The sequence below is a fragment of the Methylobacter sp. BBA5.1 genome (genome assembly GCF_000746145.1).
Classification (GTDB): domain Bacteria; phylum Pseudomonadota; class Gammaproteobacteria; order Methylococcales; family Methylomonadaceae; genus Methylobacter; species Methylobacter marinus.
Map to the genome: position 1 here is coordinate 82,711 of NZ_JQKS01000004.1, position 24,714 is coordinate 107,424.

The following is a 24,714-nucleotide window of genomic DNA, read 5'->3' on the forward strand; positions in this document are numbered from 1 at the left end:
GCTCCCCGCCTTCCTGCAGACAAACGTTAGATAAAAAGTTTACGAAATAATATTTCGCCTTCATAATTCCTGAAGTTTTGTCTATCTGTTACCCTTTGGAGGATTTTTGATGAGCGACGTCAAACACTGCCGTCTTTTGATTCTTGGTTCCGGCCCTGCCGGATACACGGCCGCCGTCTATGCCGCGCGCGCGAACCTGAATCCGGTTATCATTACTGGCATGCAACAAGGTGGTCAACTAACCACAACCACAGAAGTCGATAACTGGCCCGGCGATGTTGAAGGTTTGCAGGGACCTGATCTGATGGAAAGAATGCGTAAACACGCCGAACGATTCGATACCGAGATTGTTTTCGACCATATCCATACGGCCGATTTATCCACCCGTCCCTTCAAATTAACAGGCGATGCGGGCAGTTATACTTGTGACGCCCTGATTATTGCCACCGGCGCCTCGGCACGCTATTTAGGCCTGGAATCGGAAGAAGCCTTTAAAGGCAGAGGCGTTTCAGCCTGTGCGACCTGCGACGGGTTCTTCTACAGAAACAAACCGGTGGCAGTTATTGGCGGCGGCAATACCGCTGTTGAAGAGGCATTGTATTTAGCGAATATCGCCTCTAAAGTCACCGTCATTCATCGTCGCGACAAATTCCGTTCCGAAAAAATCCTGTCCAGCAAGTTGCTTGAAAAAGCGGAAAACGGTAATGTAGCCATTGAATGGAATCATACGCTGGATGAAGTACTGGGGGATGATATGGGGGTTACCGGCATCAGAATCAAAAACACCCATGACGGCTCAACCAAGGAAATGGATTTGCACGGCGTTTTTATTGCCATCGGCCACACGCCCAACACGAGCATTTTTGAAGGTCAGCTTGATATGGAACATGGTTATATCAAGGTCAAAAGCGGTCTTCATGGCAATGCCACGGCAACGAGCGTGGAAGGCGTATTCGCTGCCGGCGACGTGATGGACGCCGTATATAAACAGGCGATCACTTCAGCTGGAGCGGGCTGCATGGCCGCTCTCGATGCGGAAAAATTCCTGGATGAGTCTGTATAGGAGATACATACAAGATGAAAAGCTCAAGGCAAATAGATACTTTTTCTATCCTTGCGCCTTTCTTCTGGCATTATGCAACTGACAATCCTAGACCTCAACAACCCGGATGAGGATTTTCCTCCGTTAAGTAAAGCGTTGCGAGAACCTGACGGTTTGCTTGCCGTGGGCGGCTGCCTGTCAAAAACGCGATTGCTTAAAGCTTATAGAAACGGAATTTTTCCTTGGTATAACCCTGAGGATCCTATTCTTTGGTGGTCGCCCGACCCCAGATTAGTCTTATTCCCGGACAAACTGAATGTATCCCGCAGTCTGCGCAAGACTTTGCGCAAAAATATCTTTTCAGTGACTTTCGATCAGGCTTTCAAGCAAGTTATCAATGCTTGTGGAGAGCTTCGAAAAAACAGTACCGGAACCTGGATCACAGATGAAATAACCGAGGCCTATAACGAACTTTACCGACTCGGCTTCGCTCACTCGGTGGAAACCTGGCACAACGGCGCACTGGTCGGCGGACTCTACGGCGTGGCCCTGGGCCAGGTTTTTTTTGGCGAATCCATGTTTCATAGTATGACCGACGCCTCCAAGGTAGCCTTCGTCAGACTGGTCGAGCAACTTAAACAATGGGACTACCAGCTAATAGACTGCCAAGTACATACGCGCCACCTGGAAAGTTTGGGCGCTCAAGAAATTGACCGAGCCTATTTTGTAGAGTTACTTGATCGATATTGCGACATCCCCGCCAATAAACACGCTTGGCAACTTCAATGACGATGATTTCCATCCCGTTATTTTTGACCCAGGAATACGACTGCAGCTATCTGACTGGAGAGCAGGCCCAGTCCGCGTTCGTGCATCCAACATTTCAACTGACTCCCTCTCTCTATTCGCAACTGATCGAACAAGGCTTTCGTCGCAGTGGCGATCAAGTCTATATTCCCAAGTGTCCCCAATGCTCAGCCTGTCTTCCGGCAAGGCTGGCGGTGAATGAATTCAAGATCAACAGAAACCAGAAGCGCTGCCTGAAAAAGAACAGTCAAACCAGGGCCATCGTCAAGCCGCCTGTCTTTGAACAACAACATTACGATATGTATATGCGGTATCAGAAAATGAGACACGGCGATGGCTCCATGGCGGAGTCCAGTCCCGATGAATATCTCAATTTTCTGAGCAGCACATGGTGCGACACACGCTTCGTGGAGTTTTCCATTGGCAGTAAATTGGCAGGAATAGCCGTAATAGATTACCTGGACAATGCCTTGTCGGCTGTTTATACGTTTTTTGAACCTGAATTTTCCAGTCACAGCCTAGGCGTTTATGCCATCTTATGGCAAATTGAACAGGCAAAACTGCAACAACGGGAATTTTTATACCTGGGGTTCTGGATAAAAAACTGTAAAAAAATGTCTTATAAAAGTAAATATCAACCCTTGCAATTATTTATCGATAATTGCTGGGCTGAATTGTCTCTTTAAACAAAAAATCCCCTTTTCGATATACGTGTTTGTTGTTAAAAACAAGCTTATGTTATCATTGGCGGCTTTATATTACTTGGATTAAAACAAATGGCTAAAGAAGATCAAATTGAAATGGAAGGCAAAGTGATTGACACACTTCCGAATACTATGTTTCGTGTTGAACTTGAAAACGGTCACATTGTGACAGCACATATCTCCGGAAAAATGCGTAAACATTACATCCGCATCCTCACCGGAGACAAAGTTAAAGTTGAAATGACGCCTTACGATTTGACTAAAGGCCGTATCACGTTCCGCATGCGCTAATCCATCCTCAATTTATTGGACATCGCGCATGCATCCAGAACGATTAACTGCCTTCAGGAACACTTAACTCATTGCTTTCGATCGCAAAGGCAAGCGCATTGTCTTCCACATAAATCCGCACATCACCTCCATGAGCCAACTTGCCAAATAGCAAATCATTAGCAAGAGGTTTCTTGATTTTTTCCTGAATTAATCGCGCCATTGGCCTAGCTCCCATTTTCGGATCACAGCCATTTTCAGCCAGCCACAATCGGGCATCGGGTTCCAGCGTCAGCGTAACATGCTTCTCTGCCAGTAAAGCTTCCAGTTCAAAGATGAACTTATCAACCACGTGCCCGACAATTGAAATATCCAGAGGTTTAAACTGAATAATAGCGTCCAGGCGGTTGCGGAATTCCGGCGAGAACCCTTTTTCGATCACTTTCATGCTATCGCTGGCATGATCCTGCTGAGTAAAGCCAATTGAAGCACGGCTACCCTCTTCCGCCCCGGCATTTGTGGTCATGACCAGAATAATATTCCGGAAATCGGCCTTACGTCCGTTGTTATCGGTCAACGAACCGTGATCCATGACCTGCAGCAACAGATTAAACACATCAGGATGGGCTTTTTCCAATTCATCAAGCAGCAACACGGCATGAGGATGCTTGGTCACTTGTTCGGTCAGCAACCCGCCCTGATCGAAGCCTACATATCCGGGAGGCGCACCAATCAACCTGGAAACCGTATGCCGCTCCATGTATTCGGACATATCAAAACGAATGAGTTCAACACCCAATACTTTGGCTAATTGACGCGTCACTTCTGTTTTACCTACACCTGTAGGTCCCGCGAAGAGGAATGAACCGATGGTTTTTTGCGATTCCCTCAGGCCCGCACGCGATAACTTTATCGCTGACGCCAGAGCCGAAATCGCCTCATCCTGACCGAAGACCAGCATTTTCAGGTTTTTCTCCAGATTCGCCAGCTTATCTATATCGTTTGAAGATACGGATTTTGCCGGTACCCTGGCTATCTTTGAAACAATCTCTTCAATTTCAGCGGCATCGATAACATCCTTACGCTCAGCATCAGGCATCATGCGCTGTTTTGCGCCCGCTTCATCAATAACATCAATGGCTTTATCGGGCAAATGCCGATCCGTGATATAGCGGTCAGATAATTCCGCCGCCAGCCGCAAAGCTTCGACGGAATATTTCACATCGTGATGTTCCTCGAAGCGCGATTTAAGACCTTTTAGAATGAGGATGGTGTCCTCAACGGAGGGCTCGACGACATCAACTTTCTGGAATCTGCGTGCCAGCGCATGATCTTTTTCAAAAATACCGCGGTATTCCTGATAAGTCGTAGAACCGATACAGCGCAACTGGCCGGAAGCCAGCACCGGCTTAATCAGATTGGATGCGTCCATGACGCCGCCCGAGGCTGATCCCGCGCCGATAATGGTATGAATCTCATCAATGAACAAAATCGATTCAGGCTCTTTCTTCAATTGGCTGACCAGGGCCTTCAGGCGTTTTTCAAAATCACCGCGGTATTTGGTCCCGGCCACCAGCGCACCTAAATCCAGGGCATAGATGGTGCTGTTCAGCAGGATTTCAGGCACGCTCTCCTCGACGATTCTTTTCGCCAGGCCTTCCGCGATTGCCGTTTTGCCTACACCGGCCTCGCCCACCAATAGAGGATTATTCTTACGGCGACGGCAGAGTATCTGAATGGTTCTTTCAACCTCAAGCTCACGCCCAATTAACGGATCAATCCGACCCTGTAAAGCCTCCTCATTGAGATTGACGGCGTATTTATCCAATGGACTGCCTGAAGCATCAGGATCCGAAGCCCCAATTTCAGATGCCCGCTCATCGGAAGACTCTCGTTCCTGTTCCACTTTTGAAATGCCATGCGCAAGATAATTGACGACATCCAAACGTGATATGTCCTGCTTGTTCAACAGATAAACCGCGTGAGAATCCTGCTCACTAAACAAGGCCACAAATAAGTTGGCGCCGGAAACCTCTTTCTTGTCCGAGGCCTGCACATGAAAAACAGCACGCTGAAGCACTCGCTGAAAACCCAAAGTAGGCTGAGTTTCACGCTGCACACCTTCCGGAATCAATGACATTGTCTCATCAATAAATTGAGTCAACTGTGCACGTAACAACTTAATATCACATCCACATGCTCTCAGAATCGGCTCCGCGGAAGCATTATCGAGCAGCACCAGCAGTAAATGCTCAACCGTGATAAATTCATGTCGCTTATCATGCGCATTTTTAAAAGCATGATTCAATGTAATTTCAAGTTCTTTACTTAACATAATCTATCTCTCCAACCTATGCTTCTTCCATTGAACACAATAATGGATGATGATGCTCTCGCGAATATTCATTAACTATATATACCTTGGTTTCAGCAACATCCTTGGAATAGGTGCCACATACACCAACTCCTTGCGTATGCACCTGCAACATCACTTGTGTCGCCTTTTCTTCAGTCATAGCAAAAAAATCCATTAAAATCTCAATTACAAAGTCCATCGGTGTAAAATCGTCATTCAACAAGATGACCTTGTATAAAGGTGGCCGTTTCAGTTTAGGCTTGGCCTCTTGAACAACCAAGCCGTCGTCATTATCTTTAGATGGATCAAAACCGGACATATCAACCAAATAATAAAAGTACTTTAAGAGCTTACCATAGTGCCAACATCAGTAAATTTCAACCCTATCCTAACAAAATACAGTCATTCTTCGTAAATATCGAAAAATCATTGATCGGCATTAGCTTGATCAGTCATCCCGCATTCTTAGACAACATTTACGACACCAACTTTGACTTGTTTTATAGGCAGAGTTCAAAAATCTTTACGAACATAATATAACCAAATCAAGTAAAATATCAGTTTTTTGCAGCCGGAATTTGTTAATGGTTTGGAAACCGCATGTTACAGTTGCCGCCGTTATTGAACAGAACAATCGTTTTTTGCTCGTTGAAGAAGAAACTTCCAACGGCCTTCAGTTCAACCAACCAGCAGGCCATCTTGAAAAGAGCGAGGACCTGATTGCAGCCGTCAAACGTGAAGTCTACGAAGAAACCGCCTGGCATTTTGAGCCCGAGCATGTCCTCTCCATTCAACTTTGGCGAAAAAATCCTGAATTCCCCAGTTTCGTCAGAATCTGTTTTTCCGGGCGGTGCCATTCATACAACCCCAACCAGCGACTGGATGAGGGTATTATTGCCACCCACTGGCTGAGCCGTGACGAAATAGCCGCCAGGGAACATCGTTTACGCAGCCCTTTGGTGCTTATTGCCGTGGACGAATACCTGAGCGGACAGCGTCACCCTTTATCATTACTAAAATCATTTCTCGATCTTGACCATGCGTAAAAACATAATCGTCGGCATGTCCGGCGGTGTCGACTCCTCAGTAACAGCATTACAACTTCTGGAACAAGGCCACCAGGTCACCGGTTTATTCATGAAAAACTGGGAAGAGGATGACGGTACCGAGTACTGCACAGCCATGGAAGACCTCGCCGATGCGCAACAGGTCTGCGACAAGCTGGGCATTGAATTAAAAACCGTCAATTTCGCCGCCGAATACTGGGATGAAGTATTTGAAGTGTTCCTGTCCGAATTCCAGGCCGGCCGCACACCCAACCCGGACATTCTCTGCAACAAGCACGTCAAGTTCAAAGCCTTCCTGAACTATGCGATTGAAGACCTCGGTGCGGAATACATTGCCACGGGGCACTATGCTCGCGTCAGCGAGAAAAACGGCGAATACTTTTTATTGAAAGGGCTAGATCCCGGCAAAGAGCAAAGTTATTTTCTTTACACGCTGGGGCAAAAACAGCTGGCGCGCACCCTGTTTCCAATCGGCCACCTGTATAAAACCGAAATCCGGGCCATGGCCGAAAAAGCCGGTTTCGCCAATTACAGGAAAAAAGACAGCACCGGCATCTGCTTTATCGGCGAGCGTAAATTCAAGGAATTCCTGCAGAGGTATCTGCCAACCCAGCCCGGCGAAATGCGCACACCGGAAGGCCAGTACATCGGTCCGCATCAGGGCTTGATGTATTACACCCTGGGTCAACGTCAGGGCTTAGGCATAGGCGGCGTTAAAGATGCACCGGACGAGCCGTGGTATGTCCTCGAAAAAGACCTCGAAAACAATATTCTTATCGTTGGCCAGGGTCACGATCATCCGTTGATGCTGCACAATGTACTGGAAGCCAGCCAATTGGACTGGTGCAGCAATAGGCCGTTAACTCAAACAATACGCTGCAGCGCCAAAACGCGTTACCGGCAGGCGGACCAGCCTTGTCGGCTGGAACCCATCGGCAGCGATCGCTGCAAGGCTGTTTTTGATCAACCGCAAAGAGCCATTACGCCGGGCCAGTCCGTCGTTTTTTATGACGGCGAAATCTGCTTGGGCGGCGGCATTATTGAATCCAAGACTAATGAATAACATCTAACGTTTTTTGTGCGAAGCTGAACCCTGTTACTCCGCACCGGCATGGCTTCGTCGTAATAAACTCTTTAAAACATTCGGAATAACCATGACAAATTTTGCCCTTACCGCTATTTCCCCCATTGATGGCCGCTATGCCGACAAAGTGAAGGAATTAAGGCCTATTTTCAGCGAATACGGCCTGATTCGCTTTCGCGTACAGGTTGAAGTGCGCTGGCTGCAGGCGCTGGCGGCTCATCCGCGGATTGCGGAAGTCAGTCCGCTGAGCGATTCCGCCAACCAATTATTGAACAGCATCGTCGATCACTTTTCGGAAGCCGATGCCCAGCGCGTTAAAGACATCGAGAAAACCACCAATCACGATGTCAAAGCCGTTGAATATTTGCTCAAGGAAAAAATAACCGGCCATGCCGAACTAGAAAAAGTCAGCGAATTCATTCATTTCGCCTGCACCTCGGAAGACATCAACAACCTGTCCTACGCCTTAATGCTGAAAGAAGGCCGTGCGGTCATTGCCGCGCAAATCGCCGACTGCATCAATGCGATCAAGGCCATTGCCGTGGAAACGGCCGGCCAGCCCATGCTGTCGCGCACTCACGGCCAATCGGCCAGCCCGACCACTACCGGCAAGGAATTCGCCAATGTGGCCGCGCGCATGCTGCGCCAGAAGGAACAACTGGAAAATGTCGCCTTGTTAGGCAAGATCAATGGCGCTGTCGGCAATTACAACGCCCACGCTGTCGCTTATCCTGATGTGGACTGGGCGGAATTTTCCAGAAATTTTGTCGAATCCTTAGGCCTGCAATGGAATCCTTATACCATCCAGATCGAACCGCACGATTATATTGCCGAGTTTTTTCATGCATTGTCTCGCTTCAACACGATTCTGCTGGATTTCGACCGTGATATCTGGGGTTATATTTCGCTGGGTTATTTTCGCCAAAGAACCATTGCCGGCGAAATCGGTTCATCGACGATGCCGCACAAAGTCAACCCGATCGATTTCGAAAACTCGGAAGGCAATCTGGGCATAGCCAACGCCCTGTTCTCGTTTTTAGCCGAGAAACTGCCGGTATCTCGCTGGCAACGCGATTTGACCGATTCAACCGTGCTCAGAAATATCGGCGTCGGCATCGCTCATACCAGCATCGCGATACAGGCCAGCCTGAAAGGCATTTCCAAATTGCAGATTAATGCCGAAACCATCGAAGCCGATCTGAATGCCAACTGGGAGGTGCTGGCCGAGCCAATTCAAACCGTCATGCGTCGCTACGGCATTGAGAAACCCTATGAGAAATTGAAAGAACTGACCCGCGGCCAGCGCATCACGCCGGAGCAGCTACAGGCTTTTATTGATACGCTGGACATACCGGCCGAAGCCAAAACGGCGTTGCTGGCGTTAACGCCTCGCAATTACACCGGCTATGCGGAAAACCTGGCCAAGAACGTTTAATGATTCCTTTTGTGAGACGAATCACATTAAAAATTACCGGCTTCTGTAACAATCCGACCACGATTGCCATCCAGGTTAACTTTCTCCCTTGTTAAGCTAACTCGGCAATCTGTCCTTATGGCTGTGTCGCCGCTCCTGGCACAGCCTTTTTTATTTCCGGCAAGACAATCACCGCTTTCAGGCTTTAAAATAGCGCACAGTTTTTACTCACTGGCCTATTGTGCTCAATATCATCTGGATTTTCTTTTTCATCGCCGCTTTTCTCACCGCGCTGTTTAAACTGCTCTTTCTGGGCGATCAACAGGTTTTCGCGCAAATCATGTCCGCGATGTTCAGCCTGTCGAAATCGGCATTCGAAATAGCCCTGGGCCTGACCGGCATCCTGGCACTATGGCTGGGCATTATGCGCATCGGTGAACGCAGCGGATTTATCCAGTTATTGACGCAAGGCCTCGCGCCGCTATTCAGCCGCTTGATGCCCGATATCCCCAAAGACCACCCCGCCCTGGGCGCCATGGTCATGAATATCTCGGCCAATGCGCTGGGACTGGACAATGCCGCCACGCCACTGGGTATTAAAGCCATGAAGGAACTGCAAACGCTGAACCCGCACCCTGAAACCGCCAGCAATGCACAAATACTGTTTCTGGTCATCAACACCTCAGGGGTCACGCTTTTTCCGGTAACGATTTTCACATACCGCGCGCAACTGGGCGCGACTGACCCGACCGATGTGTTTATTCCAATCCTATTAGCGACTTATACGTCAACGCTGGCCGGTTTGCTGGCCATTGCCTTCGTGCAAAAAATCAACCTGTTCGACAAAGTCATTCTGGCTTATCTGGGCGGATTTTCCCTGTTTGTCGGCGGCGTTATCAATTATTTTTCAAGTTTGCCCCAGCAGCAAATGCTTGAACAATCCGCACTGATCAGCAATGTCATCCTGTACACTTTGGTCATCGCATTTATTTCCGGCGCCCTATATAAAGGCATCAATGCCTATGAAGCCTTTATCGATGGCGCCAGGGAAGGCTTTCAGACCGCCATTACCATCATTCCTTACCTGGTTGCCATGCTGGTCGCCATCGGCGTATTCAGGGCCAGCGGCGCCTTGGACCTGCTGGCGGACCTGGCCCGTTACACGGCTCATCTATTGATGCTGGACGATCGCTTTATTGATGCCCTGCCCTCGGCGCTGATGAAACCATTCAGCGGCAGCGGCGCCCGGGCCATGATGATCGATACAATGAAGACGATGGGCGCCGACTCGTTTGCCGGACGCCTGTCTTCGATCGTGCAGGGCAGCACGGAAACCACTTTTTATGTATTGGCCATCTACTTCGGCGCGGTCGGCATCAAAAATATCCGTTATGCCGCCGCTTGTGGGATAATAGCCGATTTTGCGGGCATCATGGCCGCCATTTTTGTTGCCTACTGGTTCTTCGGATGATGTTATGAATATCCACCTCAAAACGCTCGGCTGCCGCCTTAACGAAGCGGAACTGGAAACCTGGGCCCAGGCTTTTCAAAAAGCCGGCCATCAAATAACGCGACAAGCAGAAGCCGCCAATCTGGTCGTCATCAACTCCTGCGCCGTGACCCAGGACGCCGCCAGAAAATCGCGCCAGCTGATTCGGCGCATCCATCGGGACAACCCGTCAGCCAAACTGGTCGTCAGCGGTTGCTATGCGACCTTGAACGAAGATGAAGCGGCGCAGCTAATGGGCGTCGACCTGGTCGTCAGCAACAAGGACAAGGACCAACTGGTCGAAAAAACCCTGACCACGCTCAATATGGACAGCATGCCGGCCATGTCGACGGAACCGGGCGAGATCTCCCTGTTCACGCGCGGCCGGCAGCGCGCCTTTGTCAAGGTGCAGGACGGCTGCCGCTACCGCTGCACGTTCTGCATCGTGACCGTTGCGCGCGGCGTCGAGCGCAGCCGGTCTGTCGCGGACGTCATCGATGAAATCAACGCGCTGCACAGCCAGAACATCGATGAAGTCATCCTGACCGGCGTGCATCTGGGCGGCTACGGCAGCGATCTGGGCAATAATTTATCGGATCTTATTAAGTCCATTCTGGCCAAAACAGACATACCAAGACTGAGACTGGGGTCTTTGGAACCGTGGGAATTGTCCGATGATTTTTTTGCGCTGTTCGATAACCCTCGCTTGATGCCGCACTTGCACCTGCCCTTGCAGAGCGGTTCGGATGCGGTGCTAAGGCGCATGGCGCGGCGCTGCAAAACCGACGAGTTTGCCGCCATCGTGGATCGGCTGCGCGCGCAAATACCGTACTTCAACATCACGACCGATATCATCGTCGGCTTTCCCGGCGAAACCGAACAGGAATGGCAGGACAGCTTCGGTTTCATCAAGCAGACCGGTTTCGGCCATATCCATATCTTCACTTACTCGCCGCGAGAAGGCACTAAGGCCGCCACGCTGCCCGATCAGTTATCCAATGAGATCAAAAAGCAGCGCAGCCAGCAGCTGCATGAACTGGCCGAGACAATGAAGCAGCGGTTTTTCGCGGACAATGTCGGCAATGCGTTCCCTGTGTTATGGGAGGGCTACAGCGAAGAGCTCGATGCCGGCAAAAAGCGAGTGTTCGGCTATACGCCCAATTATCTGCGCGTAGGCTGCGTGATCAATCAGGATGAATCGCTTGAGAATCAAATTATTACTGCCAGATTAACGGCGAATGCCGAAAATCACCTGGTTGCGGAACTGGCGTAATCAAGCCTGCTCGCGGCACGGCGGAGCAGTGTCTAAATCATTCCGGGAGTTTAGCTTTAAGTTAAAATGATATATGATTTATTCATAGCTCAGCATGGCGGCGGCACCGAATCCGCGCCATTATTTTTAGCACATTGAGACAATAATGAAGGGAGATTTTTCAACCGCGTCTCAACCCTTTAGCAAAGAAGATTTTGAGCCGTATACAACTCATCCGTTGTAGCTGACTAACAAGACCGGCTTAGACCGTTAACATAATTAGTGATGGTAAAAAGCCATCCACAGGAGGTTTTAATGAGAGGATTGAGCCCAGATGATTTGGGATTGAAGAGCGTGGGCACTGTTTATCGTAATCTCAGCTATGATGAGCTGTTCACCCATGAAACCAGCAATAATGAAGGCAAGGTTTCAAGCAACGGCACAATGATGGTCGACACCGGCAAATTTACCGGGCGCTCGCCTAAGGACAAGTATTTTGTCCAGCAACTTCCCTCCAGCGATAATATCGCCTGGGGCAAAATCAACCAGCCCGTGTCGGCCGAGATATTTGACGAGCTCTACGCGGACGTCATCGATTATCTTTCCGGCAAGGATATTTATGTAACCGACGGTTACAGCGGCGCCAACCCGCACTCGCGCAAGTCCGTGCGTTTTATTACCGAATTTGCCTGGCAGTCGCATTTTGTCAAAAACATGTTTATCCGTCCTGAGGACGAGGAACTCAATCATTTCGCCCCCGATTTTCGGGTCTATAATGCCAGCAACATGATCAATGAGAAATGGCAAAAGCACGGTCTCAATTCGGAAGTGTTCTGCATCTTCAACGTCGAAAAGAACATCGCCATCATCGGCGGCACCTGGTACGGCGGCGAGATGAAAAAAGGCATCTTCACCATGATGAACTATTGGCTGCCGCTGGATGGCATCCTGTCCATGCATTGCAGTGCCAATGTCGGCAAGGAGGGTGATGTCGCTTTGTTCTTTGGCCTGTCAGGTACCGGCAAAACCACTTTATCGACCGATGCCGCGCGCAAACTGATTGGCGACGATGAACACGGCTGGAGCGATGAAGGCATCTTCAACTTCGAAGGCGGCTGTTATGCCAAGTGTATCGGCCTGTCTCCGGAGAATGAACCCGAGATTTATGGCGCCATCAAACGTCATGCCTTGCTGGAAAACGTGGTGTATGACGAAGACGGCGTGGTCGATTTCTTCGACAGCTCCAAAACTGAAAACACCCGCGTCTCGTACCCTATCGAGCACATCGAAAACCATGAGCCGACACTCAAGGCCGGCCTGCCGAAAAATATTATTTTCCTGAGTTGCGATGCCTTCGGCGTTCTGCCGCCGGTCTCCCGGCTGACCAAGGACCAGGCCATGTACTACTTTCTGTCCGGCTATACCGCCAAGGTTGCCGGCACAGAACGCGGCATCATCGAACCCCAGGCTACTTTTTCCGCCTGCTTCGGCGAAGCGTTTCTGCCGCTGCATCCAACCGTTTACGCCAAGCTGCTCGGCGAAAAAATGGAAAAACACGGCGTTAACGCCTATCTGGTCAATACCGGCTGGAGCGGCGGCGGTTACGGGGTCGGCAAGCGCATGAGCATCAAAGCGACGCGCGCCTGCATCAATGCGATCCTGGACGGCAGCATCAACAAGGCTGAATTTAACAAAATACCTTACTTCGGCCTGTTCATTCCCAAAGAGCTGGCAGGCGTCGATGATGCCCGACTCAACCCGCGCGATGCCTGGGCAGATAAAGAGGCGTTTGATGCGACGTCGAAAAAGCTCGCCGGCATGTTCATCGAGAACTTCAAGAAATATACCAACGCCGGCGATGATTTTGATTTCACCAAAGCCGGACCGCACCTGTAGTTCAAGGCCGGGTTGAGTCAATCACCCCATTGAATGCCGCCTCCCGAACAGAAAAGGCCGGGACGCAAGCAATAAAAAACCGGATTTAATGGAAAAACGCCATTAAATCCGGCCTTGAAACGCAAAAACCGCTTATCGGGCAAAATGATTTTCATAGTCCGCCATGGACTTGCTAATCACCTCATGTGCCTCTTCCCGCCCGTAAATATTGGTTATTTCGCAGGAATTGTTTTCTTCGGGAAGACTTTTATAGGTTAGAAAATAATGTTTCAGGCGGTTGATATAAGACACGGGGCAGTCTGATACATCACGCCATTGCCTATAAAACTCATCGTCCTTCATAACCGCGATAATCTTATCGTCGGCCTCGCCTTTATCGAGCAAACGAAACCCGCCGATAGGAATAGCCGGCAAAATAAGATCGCCATGCGTGATTGTGCGCTCGCTTAACACGCAAATATCCAGCGGATCTCCGTCACCCTTGATAACCGTCCTGCCGGACCTTACGGCCGCAAACTCGGCAACTTGCTCAGCGCAATAAGTTCGCGGAATAAAGCCGTACAGCGCCGGCACCGTATTGGAAAACTTCTGCGGCCGGTCGATTTTAAGATAACCGCTGACTTTGTCGATTTCATACTTAACCGTATCGGTCGGGACGATTTCGATAAATGCCGTAACAACGGACGGAGCGCTATCGCCGGGACTGATTCCATGCCAGGGATGCGCTTTATATTCTCTATTCATGATCAACCTCGTGTCTTTAGTCTTGTTTAACTTCATGAAGATAAATAGTCGCGCCGATAACAGCAGCCGGTGCCACAACAATATTTAACAAGGGTAACGTTAATCCCGCCATCGTGATGCCGCCAAAGCCCAATGCGCCCAGGCGTATACTTTTGGCCAATTGCTTCTGTTCCGTGAACAGCATGCCTTCGTTTTCAAGCGGGTAAGCCATGTACTCGAGCGCCATGCCCCAGGCGCCGAACAAGGCCCACAGAAAAGGCGCGATCACGTTGATGCCGGGAATAATGAACAACAGCAGCAACGGCAAGGCGCGCACGACGAGATACCCGATGCGCTTGAGTTCTGCAACCATGACTTTAGCCAAAGGCTGTTCTTCGCCGGCACCGGCTTCCCCCGTAATGATGCTCAGTGTTTTCGCCGCCAGCTTGCCATAAAAAGGCGCCGCTATCAGATTCGCCAGTACCGTAAAGCTGAAAAAACCGGCGATAAAAAAGCTGATAAAAAACAACGGCCACAATATCCAGTTCAGCCACTGCAGCCAGTCGGGAATAAACTGATCAATCAAGTCGCTGACGTAAAAATACCCCAGCGCCAACACAACACTGTACAGCACCAGATTGATCAGGACCGGAATGATCAGGAATGCGCGCAGTTGAGGGTTGGTCAATAATCTTAGTCCTCTGAAGAAATAACCGACCGCCAATACCGGATTATTACCTTTTTTACTTAGTTGCATACGTTAAACTCCTGATTCCGTGTTCAGATGGATTCAATACCACGCCTTTCTCGGTCACAATCGCTGAAATCAATTCGGCCGGCGTCACATCGAATACCGGATTCCAGGCGCTGACCAGTGAATCCTCCCGGATGTAGCAAGGCGCCAGCAATTCATTCGGATTGCGCTGCTCGATCTCGATCTGGCTGCCGTCCTCTATGCTCCAGTCTATCGTCGAAGTCGGCGCCGCCACCATTAACTTGACGCCATGCTGTCTGGCCAGCACCGCCAGTGAATAAGTACCGATTTTATTGGCTGCGTCGCCATTCGCGGCAATACGGTCGGCGCCGACAACGATCCAGTCGATTGCGCCCGATTTCATGAGCCAGGCCGCCGCCGAATCGGCGATCAAAGTCGCCGGTATGCCGTCCTGCGCCAGTTCCCAGACGGTCAGGCGCGCGCCCTGCAGCCAGGGCCGGGTTTCGCCGGCGTAGACAGCGACCGGCTTCCGCCGATAGACGCTGCGAATAACGCCCAGCGCCGTGCCGTAACCGCCCGTTGCCAGGGCTCCGGCATTGCAATGCGTCATAATGCCCTTGGCGCCGGCCAGGATATCGGCGCCCAGTTCGCCCATGGCATGATTGGCGGCGATATCGTCGGCGTGGATTTTTTCGGCGCAGTCCAGCGCCGCCGCCAAAGGATCATCCTGCGCTTGATTCAGCGCCGCTTTCATCCGGTCCAATGCCCAGAACAGATTGACGGCCGTCGGTCTGGAATGGGCCAACCGGTCGAAGTCGGCCGCCACGTGTTGCCGCCATAGGTCGGCTCCGGCCGCATAATGCCGCATGACCGACAGCACGACCCCATAAGCCGCCGCAATGCCGATCGCCGGGGCGCCTCGCACGCGCATGGAAGCAATGGCTTCCGTTACGCCGACAGCATCGCGGTATTCGTCGTAAACGATTTTTTCGGGAAGTTGGCGCTGATCCAGCACTTTTAAAGCATCGCCCGTCCAATGCAGGGCTTGTACAGTCAATTTAGTCTGTCTTGTCATTATTTATCAAAAATTAAGTTAAAAAAGTTATAATTCCGCATCTAAATAACAGGAATACCTATGATAGTTGACACAGTAATCCATGCGCGCTGGATTATACCCGTTGAGCCGGAATCCGTAACCTCGCGCATTGCTCCCGACAATGGCGCGACTGTTCGTGAGAGCGCGCCTGACGCCCTATACGAATACCATACACTGGTTATCGACGACGGCCGAATTATCGATCTGTTGCCGACAGCGATGGCCAGACAGAAGTACCAAGGTACGACAACGGAAAACCTGGAAAGTCACGCACTGCTGCCCGGTTTCATCAACAGCCATACGCATGCGGCCATGACCTTACTGCGCGGCATCGCCGATGACCTGCACCTGATGGACTGGCTGCAAAACCATATCTGGCCCCTGGAACAGAAATGGATGAGCGAAGCGTTCGTGCGCGATGGCACTGACCTGGCCATTGCCGAAATGATCCTGGGCGGCACGACCTGCTTCAATGACATGTATTTCTTTCCTGAAATCACGGCGCAGCAGACCATGCATCATGGCATACGCGCCAGTGTCGGCCTGATCGTGATTGATTTTCCGTCGGTCTGGGCCGAAAACAGCGAGGCCTATATCGAAAAAGGCCTGGCCCTGCACGACCAGCTCCGCCACCATCCATTGATTTCAACGCCGTTTGCCCCGCATGCGCCCTATACAGTTTCGGATGAACCGTTGAGCAAGATCAGAACATTTGCCGACGAACTGGAACTGCCCGTGCATATGCATGTGCACGAGACCCTGCACGAAGTCGAACAGGAGCAGCAAAAAACCGGCCAGCGCCCGCTACGGCGGCTGCATGAACTGGGCCTGCTCAGCCCGTCATTCATGGCTGTGCACATGACCCAGCTGACGGATGACGAAATCCAGTTGGTCGCGGAAACCGGCGCGCATATTGTCCATTGCCCCGAATCCAATCTGAAACTGGCCAGCGGCTTCAGCCCGATTGCCAAATGTCTTGCGGCGGGCATCAATGTCGCCCTGGGCACCGACGGCGCGGCCAGCAACAATGATCTGGACATGCTCGGGGAGATGCGCATGGCCGCGCTGCTCGGCAAGGCCGTCGCCAATGACGCCAGCGCCATCCCGGCCATGACCGCCTTACGCATGGCGACCATCAATGGCGCCAAGGCTCTGGGCCTGGATCATGAAATCGGCTCGCTGAGCATCGGCAAATCCGCCGATGTGATCGCCATCGATCTGGATCGACTGGAAACCCAGCCGTTGTATTGCCCGATCTCGCAGATCGTCTATGCCGCCAGCCGCCAGCAGGTCACTGATGTCTGGGTAGCGGGCAAACACTTGTTAAAGCAACGCCACCTGACCACGATCGATATAACGGATTTAAAACGGAAAATCGGCGAATGGCGGCAACGCTTAGGCCAGTAATGACGAATAACCTACTAATATAGTACACTATAGCCATCCAACACACGGTTCATACGATGACAGCAACAGAGAACGTACATCCGCACGAAATCAACAAATTCGGCTCAATGGCCGAACGCTGGTGGGACCCGCAGGGCGAGTTCAAGACCCTGCACGACATCAATCCGCTGCGCATCCAGTTCATCCAGCAGTATGCTGAAATTGCCGGCAAGCGCATCGTTGACGTCGGCTGCGGAGGCGGCATATTAACCGAAGGCCTCGCCAAACAGGGCGCCGATGCACTGGGCATTGATCTCAGCGAGGAATTGATCGATATCGCCGATCTGCATGGACTGGAAGCCGGCGTCAACACGCACTATCAGAAAATCAGCGCCGAAGCGCTGGCCGAGCAACAGCCCGAAAGTTTCGACCATGTCACCTGCATGGAAATGCTCGAGCACGTGCCCGACCCTGGCTCCATCATTTCCGCGTGCGCCCGGCTCGTCAAACCCGGCGGCATGGTGTTTTTCTCGACCCTGAACCGGCAACCGAAAGCCTATCTGCTGGCCATTGTCGCGGCTGAACACGTGCTCAGAATGCTGCCCAAAGGCACGCACGATTTCAAAACCTTTATCAAGCCGTCTGAACTGAGCCAGTCCGCCCGTGATGCGGGTCTCGAACTGCAGGGCATGGTGGGCATCGAATACAATCCGTTCACCAAGCGTTTCAGACTGGGCAGGGATATCGATGTCAACTATCTCGCCGCGTTCAGACGCCCCGAGTAACGTGCCGATGCCGAGCGACTTCAAACTTTCCTGCGTGCTGTTCGACCTGGACGGCACCCTGGTCGATACCGCACCCGACCTGATCGCCAGCCTGAACCGGGCATTGACCGCGCACGGCCTGACGGCCGTCGCCCCGGAGGCTATCCGCCCCTTTATCTCCTACGGCGGCGGCGCCATGGTCAGAGAGAGCGTCGGTGCCGACACCGACCCGGAACTTCAGGCGGCCATTCTGAAAACCATGCTTGACCACTATCAGAGCAACATTGCCGAATACACGGTATTTTTCTCGGGCATGGCCGAAACGCTGCGCATCATCGAGGCGCGGGGATTGAAATGGGGCGTCGTGACCAATAAACGCAAGCGCTTTACCGACCCGCTGATGGCGGCGTTAAAGCTGACCGCCAGAGCGGCCTGCATCGTCAGCGGCGATACCACGGCCAACAGCAAGCCGCATCCGGAACCGATGCTGGAAGCTTGCCGGCAGGCCGGCGTCCGGCCGCAGGAATGCGTTTATATTGGCGATGCCATTCATGACATTGCGGCAGGAAAAAATGCCCGGATGAAAACGCTGGCCGCGCTTTACGGCTACCTGAAGCCGGGCGACACGCCGGAAACCTGGGGCGCCGATGCGCTGATCGCATCGCCCGAACAAATTCCAACCTGGATCGAGTCACTCACATGCCGCTAACCCATCACGTCATCCTCATTACCGGCGCGGGCGGAGGCCTGGGCAGCACGGCGGCGCTGGCACTGGCCAAACAGGGCGCGCATATTATTCTGCTCGATAAGAACATCGCCAAACTGGAAGCGACCTACGATGCCATCCTGGCCGCCAACGCACCGGAACCGATTATTTACCCTTTCGATCTGGCCGGCGCTAATGAAGCCGACTATCAGGAACTGGCCGACAGAATCGATGACAAATACGGTTCCCTGCAAGGCGTTCTGCATTCGGCAGTCGAATTAACCGCATTCTCCCCTATCGCAGTCACCAAAACCAGGGACTGGGGACACACGCTGAATGTCAACCTGAATGCGCCATTCCTGTTAAGCCGCGTATTGCTGCCGGTGCTGAACAAAAGCGAGCACGCCTCGATCGTCTTCACCTCCGACTCGTCCGCCAGACATGCGCCGGCTTATTCAAGCGCCTACGGCGTGTCGAAAATAGCACTGGAAGGCCTGGCCAACATTCTGGCCGAAGAACTTGAAGGCTTCAACAGAATCCGCGTCAATACCTTGGTGCCCGGCCCTGTTGACTCGCCGCTAAGAAAGCGCGCTTATCCGGCGGAAGACAAACACAAGCTGCCCGCCATGGAATCCCTGGCACCTGTTTATGTCTATTTATTTAGCGCCGCGAGTCTTGGTGTCAGCGGCCAGATTATCGACGCCCGCACTTTTAACCTATAACTGAATCACTATGGCAGAAAGAGAAACCGTTGTCTTAACCCGCGATGTCAACGTTGTCACCATACCCGACGGCAACACCGGAACTTTGAGCAAAGGCCACGAAGTAACCATCCACCAGTCTCTCGGCAACAACTACACCGTCGTGACCGAGCACGGCCACATGGTCCGCATCGCCGGCGTTGATGCCGATGCGTTGGGCAAGGATATGCATCAATTGCATACCCTGGTATCGGAAACCAGCCCCGAGGCGGTCGAGAAAAACTGCTGGGAAGTCATGAAAACAGTTTATGACCCGGAAATACCGGTTAACATCGTCGATCTGGGCCTGGTTTACTCCTGTAAGGTCACGCCGACAGGCGAAGGACTGAATGATGTGCACGTCATGATGACCTTGACGGCGCCAGGTTGCGGCATGGGCCCCGTGATCCAGAGCGACGTGGAAAAATGCATACGCGCACTGCCCGGCGTGGACAATGTCAATGTGGAGATCGTGCTCGACCCGCCCTGGTCGCGCGACATGATGTCGGAAGTCGCCCAACTGCAACTGGGCTTGTATTAACGCACGCCCCGAGCCCGAATTAACGCTTTTTGCCTTTCCGCCACTCCCGGATTCGCGGCCAGCTCCGTATGACGGCGGTCTACGCCCGACTTCGACCCTTTAATGCTTACCGTTATATCCGTTTTACTGGCGTCCCTTCATCAAAAATCAGCGCGCCTGCCGGGAAAACTGCCATGACGGCAGTCTTCCCGGCAACTGTTTCAATGGCCCTGCTTTTCCCAAGGATTCACCGGACCGGTCGCATTTGCTTTTTAAAAACGATTTTTTAAATCCAGGCTTGAGCTAGACTGTCAGTATTTGCTGACATAATTATAATTCTTTCATTATTGAACAAAGCCATCGGGTACTGTAACTTGCTTATTGCCTTCAAATTTCTATTCTATGATCTATGGCAATATTTATTTGGGATACCCAATTAAGTACCGGGATTGATGAAATTGATACTCATCATCAGCAGATATTCAAACTAATCAATAACCTGAATGAAATCATTGCCGCAAATGGAGAACATCAAATCCGCCTCAGGGCGCTGGATAAGCTGGTCGCCTACATCTATTACCATTTTGATGCCGAAGAGCATTTCATGCGCCAAAACGGCTATCCCGAGCCGTTTTTTCTCGAACATCAGATAAAACACCAGGCATTCATCAAAAAAATCGCCAAGGAACAGCTTCGGTGCACGTCCACCCCGGAAAGAATCACGCTTGAGCTGCTTGATTTCCTGACCAACTGGTTTATCGACCATATAATCAATGTCGACAAACAGATAGTATTAACTGTAGCCGGCGCCGAACAATCCGTCGAGGAAACCGGCGCGGGCTATGTCATCAAGGACGCTTGCCGTAACCTCTCCCGGGCAAATGACAGCCGTTTTTGGGAGTTTGCCGACAATGTGCCCGCCTTTATCTGGCTCAAGGATGAACTCAACCAGTCCATGTATTGCAATAAACACTGGCAGCAAACCACCGGATTTACGGCGCGCGAATGCCCGGCGGCAGTATGGCTGAATTTCGTTCATCAGAATGACCGGGACCGGCTGTCAGCGGAATACGCCAGAGCTTTCGCGGAGCGTTCAACATTACAGATTGAATATCGCTTGATGTCTCACGAAGGCAATTACCTGTCCATTTTGGAAACCGCTGCACCCGGCATACTTGAAAATGACGGATTTGCCGGTTTCACAGGCTGGGGGACCAATATCTCCAGGCACAAACAGATTGAAGCGGCACAGGCTTTGTCCGTCGAACAACTTGAAGAAATGGTCAAGAACCAGACAGAGGAATTACAGCAGACCCGGGAAATGCTTAACCGGGAAAAGGAGGCGCGGCGAGCTTTAAAAGAAAAGCTGACTGAAGCCCAAGGGCACTTGATACAATCGGGAAAAATGGCCGCGATAGGCAAACTGGCTTCGGGCATCGCGCAGGAAATTAATAATCCGCTGGATTCCGTCTATTCCAACCTGAACACCCTGAAACAATTTCTACACAATATCAACCGCCTTACCGATATGACCAAACGCCTTGCCGGACAGCTTCCGCATGACAATAGCGAAGTGGCGGCCTTCAATGCGCTTAAAAAGCAACTGGCTCCGGCATCGCTAATCGATGACTTGAATGGCCGGTTGAAAGCGGCGATAGCAGATGCCGACCGGGCCCAAAAACTGGTCCAGGATTTATACAGCCTTGCACGTAATGATAAGCGCGATAAAGAGCCTTTCGATATTGAACAAAACCTCGACTCCATCCTGACCATCCTCAACAACGAGTTCAAATACAAGGCCGAGATTATCAAGGACTACGCCGGAATCAAGCCCGTCCGCTGCATAGGCTCTGATCTCATTCAGGTATTCATGAATTTATTGATTAATGCCGCCCAGGCTATCGAGGGCTTCGGCAAAATCACCATCAGAACCGGTTATAAAAATTCCGACTGGCTATGGTTTGAGATTGAAGATACCGGCACAGGCATCCCGGACTCGATAAAAAACAGAATCTTCGAGCCCTTCTTTACTACCAAACCCGCCGACAAGGTCCTCGGACTCGGACTATCCCTTTCCCATAAGATTATCCAGGACCATCAGGGCGAATTCGTCATTGATTCCACCGTAGACCAGGGCACCCGGTTCAGAATTTATCTGCCGGCCGGTTAGCGCCAGCCCCTGGCTGATCCATCTTGAAGCCATGACCTGCGAGGTCCCCTGGCCGACACGGTTCTATTGCTGCCTGCCTCGCTTCCGGCCTGACAATCATCGCCAATTGACTCCTTCCCGCGACCCTTCTCTCCGGCACGGCAAGCGAAAGATAAAAACCGCCCGCGCGCAATATCAAGGATAATAGTGATAAACTTTATCTTTATGCCTACCCAGCCAGCCTGTAATCTAAATTGAAAATAGCCATCTTTATTTTCTTGACCCTGTTTGCTTCTATAACGTCCTCTTCACCGTTAGAAAAAGTTACCCTTCAACTTGGCTGGAAGTACCAGTTCGAATTTGCCGGTTTCATTGCGGCAAAAGAGAAAGGTTTTTACAAAGAAGCAGGCCTTGATGTTGAGTTAAAGGAACGGGAAGCGGATATGGACGTCGTCGAGGTGGTTTTAAACGGCCAGGCCGATTACGGTATAAACGATGCCGATTTAACCCTGGTCAAGGCGCAAAACAAACCGGTTGTGCTGTTGGCGAACTACTTCAAGCGCCCGGCACTGGTTATCATCAGCAAGCAAACGCTGCTGACGCCTTCCGACCTGATCGGCAAGAAAGTCATGATCACGGAAGAACAGTTGCGCAACAGCTCCCTGGCCTTGCTGTTAAAAGCCTTTAACATGACGGCTAATGACTTTCAGGCGATTCCTCATTCATTCGATGCGGCTGACTTTATTCGCGGCGATATAGATGCAATGTCAGCCTTCCTGTCGAATGAGCTCTACCAGATCAGGCAATCGAAAACGCCTTACAATATCATTGATCCGTCCGCCTATGGCATCAACGCCTATCACGGCAATCTTTTTACCGCCTATTCAACTGCCGAGCATTACAGACAACGCACGCAGAAACTGATCGACGCCAGCAACAAGGGCTGGGAATATGCGCTGAGTCACACGGAAGAAATGGCCGAACTCATTTATAACAACTACTCGCGGGAAAAGCCTCTGGACGCGCTGCTCTATGAAGCCGACATCATCAAGAAATTGATTTTGCCCGATATAAAAACGCTAGGCTCTGTCAATACAAACCTGGTCCTGCACAATTTTGACGTATTGAAAGCGGCAGACCTGATCGATTCGTCCGCCAGCCTCAACGGCTTTTTCTTCGAAGCCGCCGCGGCATCGAAAACGCCACTGTTTTCAAAACAGGAACTCGACTACATACAATCCCTGGAAAAAATAACGTTATGCGTAGACCCGCAGTGGATGCCCTATGAAAAAATTGAACAAGGCCAGCATATTGGCATAAGCGCCGATTATTTTAATTTGCTGCGCCAAATGATACCGACCCCGATTGAACTGGTGCCGACCAGTAATTGGACTCAATCGCTGGCATTTGCCAGACAGCGAAAATGCGATCTGTTATCGCTGGTCGCAGCGACGCCTGAACGTGAAAAAGACTGGAATTTCACCAGCCCTTACCTGAACTCGCCTTTGGTTATCGCCACCCGAACAGATGAACTGTTTGTCGCCGACATCGAAAATGTGCTCAACAAGAAGCTGGGCATCGTCAAGGGTTATGCCTTTGCCGAGCTGTTGCGAAATAAATATCCGACCATCAATCTGATTGAATTCGACACGCTTGATGAAGGCCTGAACAAGGTCGCCCAAGGCGAACTGTTCGGTTTTCTGGATTCATTGACAACCATCGGGTATGCCTTACAAAATCATTACATCGGCGAGCTTAAAATTGCCGGTAAATTTGATGACAAGTTTGAACTCGGCATCGGCGTGCGTAATGACGATCCCATATTGCTGGCGATCTTTGAAAAGATGGTTAACGCAATTCCCGCAGCAGAGCACCAGACCATTATCAACAAATGGATCTCCGTCAAGTATGAAAAAGGCACTGATTACGGTTTGCTCTGGAAGCTGGTGGCCGGAATTGCCGTTATCGGCTTCCTGCTGCTCTACCGCAATTTCGTGCAGGCCAAATATCTTAAGGAAATTGCCGAACAGAATGAATTGCTGCTGAAACTGTCCATAACCGATAAGCTGACGCAGGTATACAATCGCGCTAAACTCGACGACATTCTGCAGGAGCAATTCGATTTATATCAACGCTACCGGAGACCATTCAGTATCATTATGCTGGATATCGACCATTTCAAAGCCATCAACGATACCCATGGCCATCTGACCGGTGATGCCGTGTTGACCAGCATCGCCGATATCCTGAAAGGCCATATTCGGCAGACTGATATACTCGGGCGCTGGGGCGGCGAGGAATTCATGATTATTTGCCCACAGAACAGTGCCGAGAGCGCGGCCATTCTGGCGGAAAAATTAAGAGTAAAAATCAGCTCGCACCACTACAAGCATGAGCGGCGGATTTCCGCCAGTTTCGGCGTCGCGCAAATAGGCGACGGAATGGATATCGAGCAACTGGTCAAGCGAGCCGATGACGCGCTTTATCAGGCAAAGGATCAAGGCAGAAATAGAGTAATCACACAGAGGGCTTAA

The 24,714-nt window shown here is 51.1% G+C and carries 22 protein-coding genes; 17 read left to right on the forward strand and 5 right to left on the reverse strand.

What is annotated here, in order from left to right; all coding sequences use genetic code 11:
• Window positions 1-109: 109 nt before the first annotated feature.
• The 4 genes from trxB (at window position 110) to infA (ending at window position 2,844) form a co-directional block, all read left to right on the forward strand.
• Entirely contained in the window at window positions 110-1,063 is a 954-nt protein-coding gene (gene trxB, locus EK22_RS03515) for a thioredoxin-disulfide reductase (RefSeq protein ID WP_036248135.1), read from the forward strand.
• A gap of 72 nt (window positions 1,064-1,135) precedes the next feature.
• Window positions 1,136-1,831: a leucyl/phenylalanyl-tRNA--protein transferase gene (gene aat / locus EK22_RS03520; RefSeq protein ID WP_020157599.1), complete on the forward strand. Its 696-nt coding sequence runs from the start codon at window positions 1,136-1,138 to the stop codon at window positions 1,829-1,831.
• Between the two features lie 2 nt (window positions 1,832-1,833).
• A complete protein-coding gene (locus EK22_RS03525; RefSeq protein ID WP_036248325.1) occupies window positions 1,834-2,535 on the forward strand; it encodes an arginyltransferase in 702 nt (233 codons plus the stop codon).
• Window positions 2,536-2,625: 90 nt separating this feature from the next.
• Window positions 2,626-2,844: a translation initiation factor IF-1 gene (infA, locus tag EK22_RS03530; protein WP_020157601.1), complete on the forward strand. Its 219-nt coding sequence runs from the start codon at window positions 2,626-2,628 to the stop codon at window positions 2,842-2,844.
• A 43-nt stretch (window positions 2,845-2,887) separates the two neighbouring features.
• Here the strand turns inward: infA and clpA are convergent, their stop codons facing one another.
• Together clpA and clpS are read right to left on the reverse strand one after the other, a co-directional pair.
• On the reverse strand, window positions 2,888-5,158 hold the full coding sequence (clpA, locus tag EK22_RS03535) for an ATP-dependent Clp protease ATP-binding subunit ClpA (protein WP_020157602.1): 2,271 nt from the start codon (window positions 5,156-5,158) through the stop codon (window positions 2,888-2,890).
• 16 nt (window positions 5,159-5,174) lie between these two features.
• Entirely contained in the window at window positions 5,175-5,498 is a 324-nt protein-coding gene (gene clpS, locus EK22_RS03540; RefSeq protein WP_020157603.1) for an ATP-dependent Clp protease adapter ClpS, read from the reverse strand.
• 265 nt (window positions 5,499-5,763) lie between these two features.
• Here clpS and EK22_RS03545 point away from each other — a divergent pair, with 265 nt between their 5' ends.
• From EK22_RS03545 to pckA, 6 genes are all read left to right on the forward strand, one after another.
• Window positions 5,764-6,225, forward strand: coding sequence for an NUDIX hydrolase (locus EK22_RS03545; protein ID WP_020157604.1), 462 nt, complete (start codon window positions 5,764-5,766; stop codon window positions 6,223-6,225).
• A complete protein-coding gene (gene mnmA, locus EK22_RS03550) occupies window positions 6,218-7,309 on the forward strand; it encodes a tRNA 2-thiouridine(34) synthase MnmA (RefSeq protein ID WP_020157605.1) in 1,092 nt (363 codons plus the stop codon). The genes EK22_RS03545 and mnmA overlap by 8 nt, the downstream gene beginning before the upstream one ends.
• Before the next feature lie 91 nt (window positions 7,310-7,400).
• Complete coding sequence (purB, locus tag EK22_RS03555; protein WP_020157606.1) at window positions 7,401-8,765, forward strand: adenylosuccinate lyase; 1,365 nt, start codon at window positions 7,401-7,403, stop codon at window positions 8,763-8,765.
• A gap of 220 nt (window positions 8,766-8,985) precedes the next feature.
• Window positions 8,986-10,215 (forward strand): nucleoside recognition domain-containing protein, encoded by a 1,230-nt coding sequence (locus EK22_RS03560; protein ID WP_020157607.1) that lies wholly within the window; start codon window positions 8,986-8,988, stop codon window positions 10,213-10,215.
• 4 nt (window positions 10,216-10,219) lie between these two features.
• Window positions 10,220-11,506 (forward strand): tRNA (N(6)-L-threonylcarbamoyladenosine(37)-C(2))-methylthiotransferase MtaB, encoded by a 1,287-nt coding sequence (gene mtaB, locus EK22_RS03565; protein WP_036248141.1) that lies wholly within the window; start codon window positions 10,220-10,222, stop codon window positions 11,504-11,506.
• Window positions 11,507-11,800: 294 nt separating this feature from the next.
• Window positions 11,801-13,381, forward strand: a complete 1,581-nt coding sequence (pckA, locus tag EK22_RS03570; RefSeq protein ID WP_036248143.1) for a phosphoenolpyruvate carboxykinase (ATP) — start codon at window positions 11,801-11,803, stop codon at window positions 13,379-13,381.
• Window positions 13,382-13,513: 132 nt separating this feature from the next.
• On the opposite strand, the gene EK22_RS03575 is transcribed toward pckA, so the two are convergent.
• The 3 genes from EK22_RS03575 to mtnA are packed head-to-tail and all read right to left on the reverse strand — an operon-like array spanning window position 13,514 to window position 15,894.
• Window positions 13,514-14,125, reverse strand: a complete 612-nt coding sequence (locus EK22_RS03575; protein ID WP_027147000.1) for an inorganic pyrophosphatase — start codon at window positions 14,123-14,125, stop codon at window positions 13,514-13,516.
• Between the two features lie 16 nt (window positions 14,126-14,141).
• Window positions 14,142-14,861: a sulfate transporter CysZ gene (gene cysZ / locus EK22_RS03580; RefSeq protein ID WP_036248145.1), complete on the reverse strand. Its 720-nt coding sequence runs from the start codon at window positions 14,859-14,861 to the stop codon at window positions 14,142-14,144.
• A complete protein-coding gene (gene mtnA, locus EK22_RS03585) occupies window positions 14,848-15,894 on the reverse strand; it encodes an S-methyl-5-thioribose-1-phosphate isomerase (RefSeq protein WP_036248146.1) in 1,047 nt (348 codons plus the stop codon). The genes cysZ and mtnA overlap by 14 nt, the downstream gene beginning before the upstream one ends.
• 60 nt (window positions 15,895-15,954) lie before the next feature.
• Between mtnA and EK22_RS03590 the strand changes: the two genes are divergently transcribed.
• The 7 genes from EK22_RS03590 (at window position 15,955) to EK22_RS03620 (ending at window position 24,714) form a co-directional block, all read left to right on the forward strand.
• On the forward strand, window positions 15,955-17,322 hold the full coding sequence (locus EK22_RS03590; protein WP_036248149.1) for a TRZ/ATZ family hydrolase: 1,368 nt from the start codon (window positions 15,955-15,957) through the stop codon (window positions 17,320-17,322).
• 56 nt (window positions 17,323-17,378) lie between these two features.
• The gene (gene ubiG / locus EK22_RS03595) at window positions 17,379-18,086 is read left to right on the forward strand and encodes a bifunctional 2-polyprenyl-6-hydroxyphenol methylase/3-demethylubiquinol 3-O-methyltransferase UbiG (protein WP_036248152.1); all 708 of its coding nucleotides are present in this window, start codon (window positions 17,379-17,381) and stop codon (window positions 18,084-18,086) included.
• A gap of 7 nt (window positions 18,087-18,093) precedes the next feature.
• A complete protein-coding gene (locus tag EK22_RS03600; protein WP_036248155.1) occupies window positions 18,094-18,774 on the forward strand; it encodes an HAD family hydrolase in 681 nt (226 codons plus the stop codon).
• A complete protein-coding gene (locus EK22_RS03605; protein ID WP_036248158.1) occupies window positions 18,765-19,493 on the forward strand; it encodes an SDR family NAD(P)-dependent oxidoreductase in 729 nt (242 codons plus the stop codon). Before EK22_RS03600 ends, EK22_RS03605 begins: the two co-directional genes overlap by 10 nt.
• A 10-nt stretch (window positions 19,494-19,503) precedes the next feature.
• A complete protein-coding gene (sufT, locus tag EK22_RS03610) occupies window positions 19,504-20,052 on the forward strand; it encodes a putative Fe-S cluster assembly protein SufT (protein WP_036248160.1) in 549 nt (182 codons plus the stop codon).
• Window positions 20,053-20,440: 388 nt separating this feature from the next.
• Window positions 20,441-22,201, forward strand: a complete 1,761-nt coding sequence (locus tag EK22_RS03615; RefSeq protein ID WP_036248162.1) for a bacteriohemerythrin — start codon at window positions 20,441-20,443, stop codon at window positions 22,199-22,201.
• Between the two features lie 233 nt (window positions 22,202-22,434).
• Window positions 22,435-24,714 (forward strand): diguanylate cyclase, encoded by a 2,280-nt coding sequence (locus EK22_RS03620; protein ID WP_036248165.1) that lies wholly within the window; start codon window positions 22,435-22,437, stop codon window positions 24,712-24,714.